A 12,925-nucleotide genomic window follows, 5' to 3' on the forward strand; every position below is an offset into this window, starting at 1 on the left:
CACGCCCGTTCGGTCATTTGTCAGCAGAAATGCAGCCGCGCTCATTCGAGCGCAGCGAGCAGACGCGCCTGAACCACGTCAGCCGACTGTTCGGCCTCCTGCATGGAGCGCCGCCACGACGCCTCGAACACTTGCAGATCCGCCTCACGCTCGGCCTTTGCCAGCCACTGCAGGTGATCATGCCAATCACCGAGAACCGCCTGCCCCTTTTTCAGCAGGCGGACTTGTTCGGCGGACAGCGGCGAGAGCTGCGGGTACGCCTCCGCCGTGTAGCGCACACGTTTGATCAGCAGACGGATGCGATGGCGATCGTGCTCATCATCGCGCAGGGCCTCCACCAGGCGCGCACGCTGCTTGCGCAGGTAGCGCCTGACCTGCTTGTGCAGGTCGCCCAGTTGACCACTCGCCTGCTGCCGAATCAGCTCCTGCGGCCAGTCGTCCAGCGCACGAAACAGCGCTGGCAGCGCGCGGCTGGCGAGCAGCAGCTTATCCCCCCGCGCCCGCTCGGAGATTCGCCTGTCGGCAGCGACATGCCCACCCTGCTGCCTTAACGTATCGATCAATACCTCAAGATCCCGTAACGGCCCGCTCAGACGCCCCAGCTCAGCGGCACGCTGCTGCAGCGGATCGCTGCCGGCCGCGCCCTTGAGTGGTTTCAGCAAGCTACGCAACCTGCGCAAGCACACCCGCAGGTCGTGCAGCGCCTCGCCATCGGTTCGGGCCTGCAGACGCTCGCGACAGGCGTAGAGCGCTACCTGCAAACGCAGCACTTCGCTGCGCAAATCACCGACGAAACCACTCATCACGGGTACTCCTGGAAACCATTCAATGGGTTCGACTCCAACGCCACGGCAATTGGCGGCGAAGCGCACTCAGCTGTTGGAGTAGTGTTGTGGTGGATATGTTCTGTCCTGCATAACGCTGCGCCTCATAGACCTGCACGAAGGCATTGATGGCATCGGCCTGCCCGGGCAGTGCCTGCACGGCACGCGCCGCGAAAGCCCTTGGCCCCTCGCCGGTATGGCGCTGCACGCCATGCTGCGCCAGCAGGCGCTCGAAGCGCAGGAACACCCGCAGCAGCGGATCACGCTCGGCGCGCCACGGCTTGAACAGCCACAACGACAGCAGCCCCAGTAACAAGCCGCCACCGCCCACCAGCGCCAGTATCAGGCGGCTGGCATCGACCTGACCGAACCAGCGCTGCAGCAGTTCGAACTGCAGGGCGCCCTGATAGCCCAGCACCCAGCGCTGCCAGCCGTAATTGAGATCATCCCAGGCCAGGCGCAGCTCGTTCAGCCAGGTCAGGTTGCGGTAACGCAGTGGCGAAAACGGCGAGTCGGCAAGGAAACTCTGCTCGCCCGCCAGCGCCTGCTCCAGGCCCTGCTCGATGCGCTCGGGGGCAACCTGAAAAGTCGGATCTACGCTCGTCCAGCCCTTTTCCGGCTGCCAGTACTCGACCCAGGCATGAGCATCGAACTGGCGTACCTGAACATAATCGCCGTTGCTACTCAGCTCGCCGCCCTGATAACCGGCGACCACACGACTGGGTATGCCGGCGGCGCGTAATACGAAGGTCATGGCGCCCGCGTAATGGGCGCAGAACCCGCTGCGCGTATCGAAGAGGAACTCGTCGATGGAGTCGGCACCCAATGGCACCGGGCGCAAGGTATAGACATAGGGCTGGCGATTGAAGTGACTCAGCAGTGCCGCGACCAACTGCTCGTCTTCTGGGTACTGTTGACGCAACGCCTCGGCCCACGCGCGGCTGCGCGAGTCGCCATCGGGCGGCAGACGCAGCCAGGTCTGCATGCCGCTCTGGCGTGCCTGCGGCTCGCGAACTGCCTGGGGCCAGGAGCTGACGCTATAGAGCAGCACACGATCCACCGGCCGGCGGTGCTGCAGGCGGAAGTCGCCCATCTGCCGCGTGCCCTGCAGATCGGTCTGCGCTACGTCGAGGGCGAACAGCCAGGGCCGGGTGGTCGGCTGCATTACGATGCTATAGCGCAATTCCTGTCCGCGCGGCTGCCATTGCGGCGGCAGCGAGAACTGCGCAGCCGGTGATTGCGACCAGCGCCGCCCATCGAACTGATCGAGCGTCAGCGCACGCCAGTACAACTCGTTGCGCGGTGGCACCTCACCTTCGAAGCTGGCGCGAAACGCCAGCTCACCGGAGCGGGTCAGTTCGGCGATATCCCCCGGTGCCATGCTGTCGGCGAGGCCGGTAACCGCCCCGCGCTCATTGGGCACCGGCAGTGACCACAGCGGCCCCAGCCGCGGAAAGAACAGAAACAGCAGCAACATCAATGGCAGTGCCTGCAGCAACAGGCTGGCCGACAAGCGAAGCGTGCGCCATGGGCGTGTCGCCGTACCGCTCTGCTGTAAACCGATCAGCGCCGCCAGCAAGGCACAGACCGGTAGCAGGCTGAAAAGCGCGACCAGAATGCTGTCGTCGAACAGATACCCGGTCACCACCACGAAGAAACCGAGGAAGATCAGCACCAGCGCATCGCGTCGCGTGCGCATCTCCAAAAGTTTGAGAATGAACGCAGCGATCAGCAGCACCACGCCGCCATCCAGCCCGACCAGCGTGCCACGGGAGAGGAACACGCCGAGCGCAGCTACAACGATCAAACCGATTCGCAGCGGCAGCGTGGGATAACCGGCACGCATGCGGAAGATCTGTACCCGCCAGAATGCGCAGCCGAGCCACAGGCCGATCACCCACAAGGGTAAATGGCCCAAATGCGGCACGATCACCAATGCTTGCGCCACCAGCAGCCAGGTCAGGCTGATGCGCGGAATACCCTGGATAGCGCTCATGCGCTGACTCCATGTAACGCCAGGGCCCGCAAGCATTGCTCGCGATGACGCTCACCAATATCCGCCGCAAACGCACTGCCCGGCAAATGCAGAGCAAACGGCTGCTGGCGCTCGGAAAGCACCAGCACCCAGTGACAAAGCAGCGATAGCCGGCTCTCCAGATCACCGCTGAGCACATCGAAATCCAGCAGCAGGTCGCGCCCGCTCTGGGCCGCGAAATCCTTGACCAGCAAGCCCTGGCCTCGCGAATAGGCTTTCCAGTGCAAGCGTTTACGCGAGTCACCCGGCTGATAGGTACGCAGGCCCTGAAAGTCGTCGCTGCCCTGCCCCTGGGTCAGATGCCCAGGCTCCTGATCATCCTCGCTTCCCCCGGCAGCCAGCGGTAACTCGCCCTCCAGGGGACGTGGATAAACCAGCACCGACTGATCCAGATCGATCAGACTCCAGGCCACCAGCAGGCCCAGAGGAAAGCGGCTTTCCACACGCAGCCGGTCTGGGCGCAGCCAGCCACGGCGTTCGGTGGGCAAGCTCAGCTCACATTCGGCAGCGCCGCCAGCAGCGACATCCTGCTGCAGCGTGTCGGCAGGCGGCCAGCCTAACGCGACGGCCTCATGGGCCCGCCCACGGCTTTCCAGACGTACCCGCAGACGTGCCTGTTCGCCGGCAAACACCGCCCCGGCACCACCAGCGTGCAGCACCAGCCCGGCCAGGTTGCGATAGGTATGCAGGATGGCCACCACGAACACCGAGGCCAGCAGAAAGGTCAGCGCATAGGCCAGGCTGCTCTGGTAATTGATTGCCGCCAGCAGCATCACCAGCAGCGCCACGATAAAAGCCAGACCGACACGCGTCGGCAGGATGAAGATGCGGCGCTGGTTGAGCTGAATACTGGCAGCAGCCGGAATGCGCCTGACCAGCCAGCGGCTCCTGCGCTGTTTGAATGCACTCGTCAAAGTGCAGGAACCTCGCGCAGCAGCCACTGCACCAGTGCCCCGCCACCATGCCCGGCCGGGTCGGCCTGATCACGCAACCGGTGGCCGGCCACCGACGGCAATACCGCCTGCACATCCTCGGGAATCACGTAATCGCGCTGAGCCAGCAGCGCCCAGGCACGCGCCGCCGCCAGCAATGCCAGACTGCCCCGTGGCGACAGGCCCCAGGCGAACTGCGGCTGGGTACGCGTGGCCTCGACCAGACGCAATACGTAGTCGACCAGCGCATCGCTGACCCGAACTTTCGGCACCTCGGCCTGCAGTTTTGCCAGTTCGGCATGATTGAGCACCGCATCCAGAGTTGGCAGCACCGAACGGCGTGGTTCACCGAGCAGCAGCGCCTTCTCCGCCGCACGGGCCGGATAGCCAAGTGACAGACGCATGAGGAATCGATCCAGTTGCGACTCTGGCAAGGCGAAGGTGCCGCTCTGGCTGATCGGGTTCTGCGTGGCGATGACGAAGAACGGATCCGGCAGTGGCCGGGTTGCCCCTTCGATGGTCACCTGCCCCTCCTCCATGGCCTCCAGCAGCGCACTCTGGCTCTTCGGCGTGGCGCGGTTGATTTCATCGGCCAGCACCAGCTCGGCGAAGATCGGCCCGGGATGAAAAAGGAATTGCCCGGTGTCCTTGTCGAACACCGAGGTGCCGAGGATGTCGCCCGGCAGCAGATCCGAGGTGAACTGAACGCGTTGGAAGCTCAGGCCCAGCACCTTGGCCAGCGCGTGGCTGAGGGTGGTCTTGCCCATGCCTGGGAGATCCTCGATCAAGAGGTGGCCGCGCGCCAGTAGGCAGGTCAGCGCCAGGCGCACCTGCGCCTCCTTGCCGAGCAGCACTTGGTTGACGGTGTCCAGGCAGGCGTCCAGTTTCGTGTGCATCGTCCACTCCTTATGCGGGTGGGGTGATGCTACTGGCCCTATCGCAGCGGGCAAAGCATTGCGTAACCTTTACTGACGAAACTGTGGGCAATGCCCGGCTTTGAGCCTCTACAGACGAAAGTGTCCGGCCATACCCTGCAATTCGCGGCCGAGCTCGACCAGCTGGATGCTGGAGCCGGCATTCTCCTCCATGGCCGTGGCCGACTGCTCGGCGATGTCGCGGATGGAGGTCACACTGCGGCTGATGTCTTCCGCTACGGCCGTCTGCTGTTCGGCGGCCGCCGCGATCTGCTGGTTCATCTCGTGAATCACCGCCACCGCACTGGCGATACCGGCCAGCGCCTCTTCGGTCTGTCGGGCACCCTGCACCACCTGCGCCACCCTTTCGCCGCTCTGGCGCATATCGGCCGCGGAACGGCGCGCGCCCTCGCGCAACACGCCCAGCAGCCCCTCGATCTCCTCGGTCGAATGCTGGGTTCGTTTGGCCAACGCGCGAACCTCGTCGGCCACCACGGCGAAGCCGCGGCCCTGCTCACCGGCGCGGGCCGCCTCGATCGCCGCGTTCAGCGCCAGCAGGTTGGTCTGCTGGGCCACGCTCTTGATCACCTCCAGCACCGAGTCGATGTGGCGGGTGTCATGGCTCAACTGCTCAATGCTTTGCGTGGTCACGGACACTGCGGCGGCCAGTTGTTCGATGCCCTGCAGGGTCTCGCGCACCACCTCGCCACCGCTGCCGACCCGCGCATCGGCCTGAGCCGCGGAGGCAGCCGCCGCCTCGGCGTTACGCGCGACCTCATGCACGGTGGCGGCCATCTGGCTCATGGCGGTGGCGACCTGGTCGGTCTCCTCTTTCTGCCCGTTCACGCCCTGGCGCGTCTGCTCGGTCACCGCTGACAATGCCTGGGCGGAGGCGGATATCTGCGACACGCCAGCCTGCAGGCGACCGACCATGCTGCGCAGATCCCGCGACATGCCCTGCATGGCCAGCAGTAGCTGGCCTATTTCATCACTGCGCTGTACGTCGATATCTCCGGTAAGGTCGCCACTGGCGATCCGTCGCGCGACATCGGTGACCTGCTTCAACGGCCTGACGATCAACAGGGTGATCAGCGCGGTCGCCAGCAAGCCGATCAGCAGGGCCAGTGCCGACGCGCCCAGGATCAGCCAGACGCTGCTGCTCAGTTGCCCGTGCAGCGCCCGCTTCTGCCGCTGATAGGACTGCTCGACGAGCGCAACGATATGCTCGGCCTGTTCGACCAGTCGTACGTGCTCCTGCTTCTGCTGCTGCAACAGCTGGGTGTATTCCTGCAGGCGCTGATTGAACGAGTCGAGATTACCGATGACCTCGACCAGCACGGCGCTGTAGCCAGGATCGTCCATGGCATCACGCAACTCGCCGGCCAGTTGCTGTGCGTCGGCGGCCTGCTGAATCTCGGTCTGCGGCACCTCGCCACTGCTGCGGCTCTGTTCCAGACGCATGCGCGCCTCATCCAGCGCCTGTAGCAGCAGCACATGCACCTGGCCGATCTGGCCGGCCTGCAACACCGAGTCGCCACCTTCGCTGCCCTGGCTGTTCTTCAGCGCATCGACACCGTCTTCGGCCAACCCCTCGCGCAATAGATCCAGGCTGTTGGACGCACTGACCACCAACCACTTGGCCGCATCCAGGGCCAGGCGCATGTTGTCGCTCTGATCGACATAACGATCGAAGGTTGCGCGGTACTCGGCAATCCCCTCTTGCACCTGTTGCAGGGCATCACGCTCCTCGGCGGACACCAGCTCCTGCAACTGCTGGGTGCTCTCGCCGACCTGCTGCGCCTGCTCGTGCAAGCGCGTGCTGTCCAGCTCGTCATTGCTCAGGGCGAAGGCCTGTTCACTGCGCCGCATGCGAGCGACCTGGTCATTGATTTCGCTCATCCGCTCGAGCAGCGCGAAGCGTGCGCCAACGTCACGCAGCGCCCAGAAGCCGGTAATGGCAACGACCAGTGTCAGTGCCAGTACCACGCCGAACCCCAGCGACAATTTGCTTGCCGTGCTGAGACTGGCCACCCCGCGTAGCGAAACCAAGCCCATACCCACTCCCCCGACGCAAGCATGGCCAGAAGCGGCCACTAAACCTGTATAGCGCGCACATTGAAACAGCGAATTGATAGCGACAAGCCATCAATGCGCACAGGCAGTGCTTTTAGCTAAATACAGGTCGTTTTCAGGCTATAAGGTGGCTAGGTCGAGCGCCTGCAATCGCCATACTCATGCACCGGGCTTTATTGATAGACGAGCCTCAGCTCGGGCGTTGCAACTCGAAGGTGTCTCGGGTGCGGCTGTAAGCCATACCGCCAAGACGACCGACCAGATCCAGCTTGTGCGGGTCGATCCGTCCCTTCTCGGTCAACACGGCATCGTCGACATGCGCCAACAACACCTCGGCGAAGATCAGATGACAGGTCGGCGCATGCCGTGGATAGGGCATGAGTTCCGCCAGACGACATTCGTAGGCGATTGCAGCCCCCGCGACCCGAGGCGGCGCGATACGTTCGCTGGCCAGCTGTGCAATCGCGCAACGTTCGAATTCACTGACCTCGTGCGGCAGGATCGCCGCGCTGGCATTCATGGCTTCGGCCTGGGCGAAGGAAACCAGCTGGATCACCAGCTCACCGTTATCCTGTACATTGCGCAGGGTGTCCTTGAGGCTGCCGTCGTCACGGGTGCCGACGTTGACCATGAGCGTCGCCGGATCGTCGCTGATGACCTGAAAAAAGCTGAACGGCGCCAGATTGGCGACGCCGTCACACGACAGGGTGGACACCCAGGCAATGGGCCTGGGGGTGACGGTTGAGGCAAGCCAGCGGTAACGCTCCAGCGGGGTCAGATCGGCAAAATCGAGCAGCATCCCATTCTCCAGAAAAGTCAGGTTGCTGCCAGCTTACTCCACTGTGCTGTCAGCGGCCTGCCCGGGACTCGCGGATATAGAAGCGAGCTTTCTCCGACTTGTTGGTGCAACCGCGAAACGCTTCGAACTGCTGCTGGGTTTTCGCTGCTGTCATCAACGATGCCGCCTTGGAGTAACTAACGGTACCGGCAAAGCCTTCGGCCTTGGCCAGGTCGAGTTCCTGCCAGGCGGCATCCAGTTGCCTGGCACAGCTATCGCGGTACGAGGTGGTCGCTGAGCAGCCCGCCAACAGCGCAATCGGTAAAAGGATCCAGGCTTTCATGTCGCATACTCCAGAGGTTGACCGGCAATCATGTTACCGGTGTGATTATGACGGTACGCCGGGAAAAAAGTGCCACTATCGCCGGCACGGCACGACGCGTTTTCAAGGGAGAGTTGGATGAGCAAGAAAGTAGCACTGGTGCTCGGCTCGGGTGGCGCACGCGGCTATGCCCACATTGGCGTTATCGAGGAGCTGGAATCGCGCGGTTACGAGATCGGCTGCATCGCCGGCTGTTCCATGGGCGCCGTGATCGGCGGCATCTATGCGGCCGGAAAGCTCAAGGATTACAGCGACTGGACGCAGAGTCTCGACTATCTGGACGTGCTGCGCCTGCTCGACGTGAGCTTTCGTCTTGGCGCCATACGCGGCGAGAAAGTCTTCGGGCGGATTCGCGATATCGTCGGCGAAATCAATATCGAGGAGCTGAACATCCCCTTCACGGCCGTGGCAACCGACCTCACCAACCAGCAGGAAATCTGGTTCCAGGAAGGCTGCCTGCACCAGGCGATGCGCGCTTCGGCGGCAATCCCCAGCCTGTTCACGCCGGTTATTCAGGGCAAACGCATGCTGGTCGATGGTGGGCTGCTCAATCCCCTGCCGATCGTGCCCGTCGTCTCCAGCCATTGCGACCTGATCATCGCAGTGAACCTCAACTCGGCGCAGCAACAGCATTATCAACTGCCAGTGATCGAACGCACGCCGGCGTTGAAAGGCCGCTTCGATCAATTGATGGCTTCATTGGGCTCGCGCCTGCCATCGCTGCGACGCAAGGCAGGCGAGGATGACCAGCTTCTGTTGCTGGAAAACCGAGCGGAGTCGATTGCCCCGCAGCAACCCGACCTGTGGCTGCAGGATCCGGTGGATCCCCATGCCCAGCAACCTGCCGCCGCGCCGCAGAGCGATAGCGCGCCGAACTCGGCGAGCGGCTCCCGTGTCGCCAATATGGCCGGGCCGGCTTCGTTGCTGGAGTTGATAAACCAAAGTTTCGAGGTCATGCAGACCTCGCTTTCGCAGTACAAGATCGCCGGCTACCCGCCGGACATCCTGATCAACGTGCCCAAGCGGGTTTGCCGATTCTTCGAGTTCTACAAGGCGCCGGAGCTGATCATGCTTGGCCGGCAAATCGCCCGGGACACACTCGACAAATACGAGCGCGGCGACCACTGAGTCGCCTCTCCTTCAGTGTGGCGGCGTCCGCTCCTCGCGCGGTGGTAGCCCCACCGGCGCCTTGTGTGCGACCCAATCGCTGAGCAGGCTGTAGGCCACCGCCAGCAAGGTCGGCCCCAGGAACAGCCCCATGAAGCCGAAGGCCAGAATGCCGCCGAACACGCCGAGCAGTACCACCACCAGCGGCAGGTTACCGCCGCGACTGATGAGGTACGGCTTGAGGATGTTGTCCACGCCGCTGATGATGAAGAAGCCCCAGATACCGAGGAAGATCGCCATACCGATCTCACCTTGCCAGACCAACCAGGCGACGGCCGGCCCCCAGATCAGCGGCGGCACCATGATCAGGCTACAGGCGAAGGTCAGCAGCCCCAGCAACAGAGCCCCCGGAATGCCAGCGATCATGAAGCCGATATAGGCGAGGATCGCCTGCGCCACAGCGGTGCCCAGCACACCGTTCACCACTCGCTGCACCGTACCGGCGACCAACTCGAGGTAATGCTCCGCGCGATCACCAATCAGGCGTTCGAGCAGGCTTTCGACGAAGGCCGCCAGTCGCGGGCCGTCACGATAGAAGAAGAACACCAGAATCAGACTCAGGGCCAACTCGAGGATGCCACCGCCGATCTTGGCGCTGCGCACCAGCAGGAAGTTGCCGACCTGGCCCAGGTAGGGCTGAACCGTAGCGAACAGAGCCGAGCCCTGCTGATCCAGGGTTTCCCAAATGCTGACCAGGCGATTGCCCACCAAGGGAACGGATTCCAGCCAGGTTGGCGGTGGTGGCAGGCCTTCGACCTGGAAGCCCTTGATCATGGCGGTGGCATCGCGAATGTGGTCTGCGAGGTTGACGCCGAGCATCACCAGCGGCACGGCTACCAGCACGATCCATACGCCAGTCAACAGCCCGGCAGCGACGGATTGACGGCCCTTGAGCAGCCGCGTCAGCCAGCGCATCACCGGCCAACTGGCGAAGGAAAGAACGGCGGCCCAGAACAACGCCGACCAGAACGGCGCCAGCACCCACAGGCTGGCGCCCAGTAACCCCAGTAGCAGGATCTGCACCAGCAAACGGTCGTTATTCGGCATTTTTCAGTGTTTCCAGAAAACCAGACTCAAGCCCGTAAACGGCGCATCAACGTAGCACGTTGATGCGCAGGCCGTCGCCGGTGCTTTCACCGATCTCCAGGCGCGCCGCCCTCACCCGCTGCTCGATCAGCGCCTCACGCCAGGCTTCAGCGTGAGCGCCGGAAAGGCTGACCCGCAAGGTGCTGTCCAGGTTGAGGCTCCGCGCCAGCAGCTCCGTCCACTCGTCCTGAGGCTCGTCTTGCCCGGGCACGCGTAGCTCACCGGTGCTCTTCAATTGCCGTGACAACGTGGCAGGCGTTGGCAGAACCTGCGCCAGCGGCTCGTTGGCAGCCAGCAACTCGGCATGCAGATAGGCACGGCGATTACCGCGCGTGATGCTGTACAGCGCTACCAGGCTGTCCTGATTCGGTTCGGCCAGGCGCAGCAATGCATAGGCTTGCTGATCATCGGAGCCGTACAGGGTGGAGTTACCGAATACCGCGTTGGCCCACAGGCTGCTGGAGCCGCACTCACGTCCCTCGCACCAATAAAGCACATGGGCATCCTGATCCTGCAGCGCCTTGCGCGCTGCGGAGAACACTTCGTTGGCATTGTGGGTGCGGGGTAGTTCGTAGGTGATGGCGGTGAGTTGCCCTTCGGCGAGCACCTCACGCTCGTAACGCAGGCGCCCGCTGATACGGCGGATTGTGCCCTGCGGGTAGAGACGTTCCTGATCCGCTTGTTCCTTGAACGTGACGATCTCACTGCCGGGGAAACGGGGCAGTACATCGAGATCGCGGCTGCCGGCTACATCGGCAGAGGCGGCAGTACTGGCCAACATCAGGGGAAGCAGGTAACTCAGACGCATGAAGCCCCTCGTTGCTCAGTCATGTCGAAGGTCTGCGAGGTAGATGGCAGAGCGTGAACATCAGCGGACGCGAGCAGCGCTTCCAGCGCGACGGTATACAAGTCGGTCATGCGGGTCTCCATGGCAATGCCGACACCTTTCCCCAGTTGCAGCAGGCCGTCAAGCGGCGTACAGGAAAGGATTGAAACAGTCTGCTACGAGTTGCGCCCCCTGCTCATCGTCCAGGTGCAGATGATGCCCGCCGGGTAGCCGCTCGACGCTGATCGCCGTTTGCGCCAGCAATTCATCCAGGCCGTCGCGATGCGCCAGCAAGCCGTGCTCGGCCAGCAGCAGTTTGGTGGGGCAACTCAGGCCCGCGACGAATGCCCGAACATGGCCGCGAGTCAGCCGCAGGGGCGTAGGCAACGTCAGGCGATTGTCCGTGCGCCAGGTGTAGCCGCCAGGCACTGGCATCAGCCCACGCTGCGCCAGCAACTCGGCGGCCTCGAAACTGACCAGCCCTACTCCGCGCTGACGCACTTGGGCCGCTCGTTCCAGGCTTGGATAGACCGGCTTGTGCTTGGCTGGCAGGGCCAGTTGCGCACGCAGGGAATCGGCCAGCGTGGTCACCGCCGCATCGGCCTCGGTGGTCGGCGGGATCAGGCCGTCGATCAGCGCCAGGCGCTCCACTCGCTCGGGAAAGGTCGACGCCAGCAGCAACGAGACGATCGCGCCCATGGAATGGCCGAGCAGGCTGAAGCGCTGCCAGCCGAACTGTTCGGCGACCAGCAACACGTCATGCACGTAATCCCACAGTGCATAGCTGGCACCCGGCGGACGATGATCCGAATGACCATGACCGGCGAAATCCAGGGCGACGATGCGCAGGCCCGGCAACTTCGGTGCCAGCCGGGCGAAGCTCGCGGCATTGTCGAGCCAGCCATGCAGGGCGATCACCGGCATCCCATGCTCCGGGCCATGGATCTGAGCGGCCAGCTCGATATGTGGCAAGCGCAGGCGCACCTCTTCGAAACCGAGAGTCATCGAGCAACCTCGACGGGAACCTGCCAGCGCGTGAACAGCCCGCGAATTAGCTGCGCCGTATCGTCCGGGTACTCAAGAGGAAACATATGGCCGCCTGGCAGCGTCAGGAACTCTCCCCGCGGCGCACGGCGCGCCATGCGCCCATGGTGGGCGAGCACCACGCGGCTATGGGCGCCTTTCACCAATGCCAGGGGAACCTGCAACTGCTGCGGCCGCCCGGGGCTGGTGTGAGGGACGCTGCGATAGATTTTGATCTCGGTCGCCGCTTCGAAACGCAGACGAACGCCCTCGTCATGAGGATGCAGGCCATGCTCGACATAGGCATCCAGGCAATCGGGATCGAAGCGGCTGAACAGCGACCTTTCGGCAAAGTAACGTCGCGCCTCCAACGCATCGGCAAACGCCTCGCGTCGCCCGAGGGTTCGCCCTGCGGGTGTAAGACGGTCGATGAAACCAAAACGTTTGGCCGCGTGAATCACCAGTTGGTCGGTGCGGGTCAGCACCGGCGAGTCGAGCATCACCAAGCCGCGGTACAGATCAGGCCTGCGTAGCGCGGCGTGATAATGCAGCACGCCGCCCAGCGAATGGCCCACGCCCCAGACAGGTTCTGCGCACTGCTGCAGATGATGCAACAGTTCATCGACCAGATTGCTCCAGTTGTCATTCACCGGAAAGCGCGGATCGTGCGCGTGCTGCGGCAGATGCTGAACCTGGTACTCAGGTGCGAGCGCGGCGAACAGCTTGCCGTAGGTACCCGAGGGAAAACCGTTGGCATGGGCGAAAAAGATGAGCTGGGACATGGCATTGATACTGGTGGCAGGCAATGAACGGATTGTCAGCCAGCCCCCGGTGCACGGCAATGACCGTAACGGTCAGGAAGGACGACGCTCCGGCCAAATGTCG

General features: G+C 63.4%; 12 protein-coding genes. 1 reads left to right on the forward strand and 11 read right to left on the reverse strand.

The window, feature by feature from the left end; all coding sequences use genetic code 11:
* Window positions 1–41: 41 nt before the first annotated feature.
* The 7 genes from DNK10_RS16285 to DNK10_RS16315 form a co-directional block, all read right to left on the reverse strand.
* Window positions 42–803, reverse strand: coding sequence for a CHAD domain-containing protein (locus tag DNK10_RS16285; RefSeq protein ID WP_131192271.1), 762 nt, complete (start codon window positions 801–803; stop codon window positions 42–44).
* 22 nt (window positions 804–825) lie between these two features.
* Entirely contained in the window at window positions 826–2,820 is a 1,995-nt protein-coding gene (locus DNK10_RS16290; RefSeq protein ID WP_131192272.1) for a transglutaminase TgpA family protein, read from the reverse strand.
* Window positions 2,817–3,773 (reverse strand): DUF58 domain-containing protein, encoded by a 957-nt coding sequence (locus DNK10_RS16295; RefSeq protein WP_131182406.1) that lies wholly within the window; start codon window positions 3,771–3,773, stop codon window positions 2,817–2,819. The genes DNK10_RS16290 and DNK10_RS16295 overlap by 4 nt, the downstream gene beginning before the upstream one ends.
* Window positions 3,770–4,687 carry an AAA family ATPase gene (locus tag DNK10_RS16300; protein WP_131192273.1) on the reverse strand — a complete coding sequence of 306 codons (918 nt, stop codon included), beginning with the start codon at window positions 4,685–4,687 and terminating at the stop codon, window positions 3,770–3,772. Before DNK10_RS16300 ends, DNK10_RS16295 begins: the two co-directional genes overlap by 4 nt.
* Window positions 4,688–4,795: 108 nt before the next feature.
* The gene (locus tag DNK10_RS16305) at window positions 4,796–6,760 is read right to left on the reverse strand and encodes a HAMP domain-containing methyl-accepting chemotaxis protein (protein WP_131192274.1); all 1,965 of its coding nucleotides are present in this window, start codon (window positions 6,758–6,760) and stop codon (window positions 4,796–4,798) included.
* 208 nt (window positions 6,761–6,968) lie between these two features.
* On the reverse strand, window positions 6,969–7,577 hold the full coding sequence (locus DNK10_RS16310) for a flavin reductase family protein (RefSeq protein WP_131192275.1): 609 nt from the start codon (window positions 7,575–7,577) through the stop codon (window positions 6,969–6,971).
* Window positions 7,578–7,626: 49 nt separating this feature from the next.
* Window positions 7,627–7,899 (reverse strand): hypothetical protein, encoded by a 273-nt coding sequence (locus DNK10_RS16315; protein WP_131182410.1) that lies wholly within the window; start codon window positions 7,897–7,899, stop codon window positions 7,627–7,629.
* 117 nt (window positions 7,900–8,016) lie between these two features.
* On the opposite strand from DNK10_RS16315, the gene DNK10_RS16320 reads away from it, so the two are divergent.
* On the forward strand, window positions 8,017–9,066 hold the full coding sequence (locus tag DNK10_RS16320) for a patatin-like phospholipase family protein (RefSeq protein ID WP_131182411.1): 1,050 nt from the start codon (window positions 8,017–8,019) through the stop codon (window positions 9,064–9,066).
* 12 nt (window positions 9,067–9,078) lie between these two features.
* On the opposite strand, the gene DNK10_RS16325 is transcribed toward DNK10_RS16320, so the two are convergent.
* The 4 genes from DNK10_RS16325 to DNK10_RS16340 all read right to left on the reverse strand — a co-directional run bounded on the left by DNK10_RS16325 (window position 9,079) and on the right by DNK10_RS16340 (window position 12,822).
* Window positions 9,079–10,152: an AI-2E family transporter gene (locus tag DNK10_RS16325; protein ID WP_131182412.1), complete on the reverse strand. Its 1,074-nt coding sequence runs from the start codon at window positions 10,150–10,152 to the stop codon at window positions 9,079–9,081.
* 46 nt (window positions 10,153–10,198) lie between these two features.
* Window positions 10,199–10,999 (reverse strand): DUF4892 domain-containing protein, encoded by an 801-nt coding sequence (locus tag DNK10_RS16330; RefSeq protein ID WP_131192276.1) that lies wholly within the window; start codon window positions 10,997–10,999, stop codon window positions 10,199–10,201.
* A 159-nt stretch (window positions 11,000–11,158) separates the two neighbouring features.
* Window positions 11,159–12,022, reverse strand: coding sequence for an alpha/beta hydrolase (locus tag DNK10_RS16335; RefSeq protein ID WP_131192277.1), 864 nt, complete (start codon window positions 12,020–12,022; stop codon window positions 11,159–11,161).
* Window positions 12,019–12,822 (reverse strand): alpha/beta fold hydrolase, encoded by an 804-nt coding sequence (locus tag DNK10_RS16340; RefSeq protein WP_131192278.1) that lies wholly within the window; start codon window positions 12,820–12,822, stop codon window positions 12,019–12,021. Before DNK10_RS16340 ends, DNK10_RS16335 begins: the two co-directional genes overlap by 4 nt.
* Between the last annotated feature and the right edge of the window lie 103 nt (window positions 12,823–12,925).

Origin of the sequence: Phytopseudomonas daroniae (assembly GCF_004327275.1) — a bacterium.
Lineage (GTDB): Bacteria > Pseudomonadota > Gammaproteobacteria > Pseudomonadales > Pseudomonadaceae > Aquipseudomonas > Aquipseudomonas daroniae.

Excerpts from the sequence above, each read along its gene's own strand:
- DNK10_RS16310 (WP_131192275.1), bottom strand. The coding sequence starts at position 7,577 with ATGCTGCTCGATTTTGCCGATCTGACCCCGCTGGAGCGTTACCGCTGG.
- DNK10_RS16325 (WP_131182412.1), bottom strand. The coding sequence starts at position 10,152 with ATGCCGAATAACGACCGTTTGCTGGTGCAGATCCTGCTACTGGGGTTA.
- DNK10_RS16340 (WP_131192278.1), bottom strand. The coding sequence starts at position 12,822 with ATGTCCCAGCTCATCTTTTTCGCCCATGCCAACGGTTTTCCCTCGGGT.
- DNK10_RS16320 (WP_131182411.1), top strand. The coding sequence starts at position 8,017 with ATGAGCAAGAAAGTAGCACTGGTGCTCGGCTCGGGTGGCGCACGCGGC.
- DNK10_RS16300 (WP_131192273.1), bottom strand. The coding sequence starts at position 4,687 with ATGCACACGAAACTGGACGCCTGCCTGGACACCGTCAACCAAGTGCTG.
- DNK10_RS16330 (WP_131192276.1), bottom strand. The coding sequence starts at position 10,999 with ATGCGTCTGAGTTACCTGCTTCCCCTGATGTTGGCCAGTACTGCCGCC.
- DNK10_RS16305 (WP_131192274.1), bottom strand. The coding sequence starts at position 6,760 with ATGGGCTTGGTTTCGCTACGCGGGGTGGCCAGTCTCAGCACGGCAAGC.
- DNK10_RS16335 (WP_131192277.1), bottom strand. The coding sequence starts at position 12,022 with ATGACTCTCGGTTTCGAAGAGGTGCGCCTGCGCTTGCCACATATCGAG.
- DNK10_RS16315 (WP_131182410.1), bottom strand. The coding sequence starts at position 7,899 with ATGAAAGCCTGGATCCTTTTACCGATTGCGCTGTTGGCGGGCTGCTCA.
- DNK10_RS16290 (WP_131192272.1), bottom strand. The coding sequence starts at position 2,820 with ATGAGCGCTATCCAGGGTATTCCGCGCATCAGCCTGACCTGGCTGCTG.
- DNK10_RS16285 (WP_131192271.1), bottom strand. The coding sequence starts at position 803 with ATGAGTGGTTTCGTCGGTGATTTGCGCAGCGAAGTGCTGCGTTTGCAG.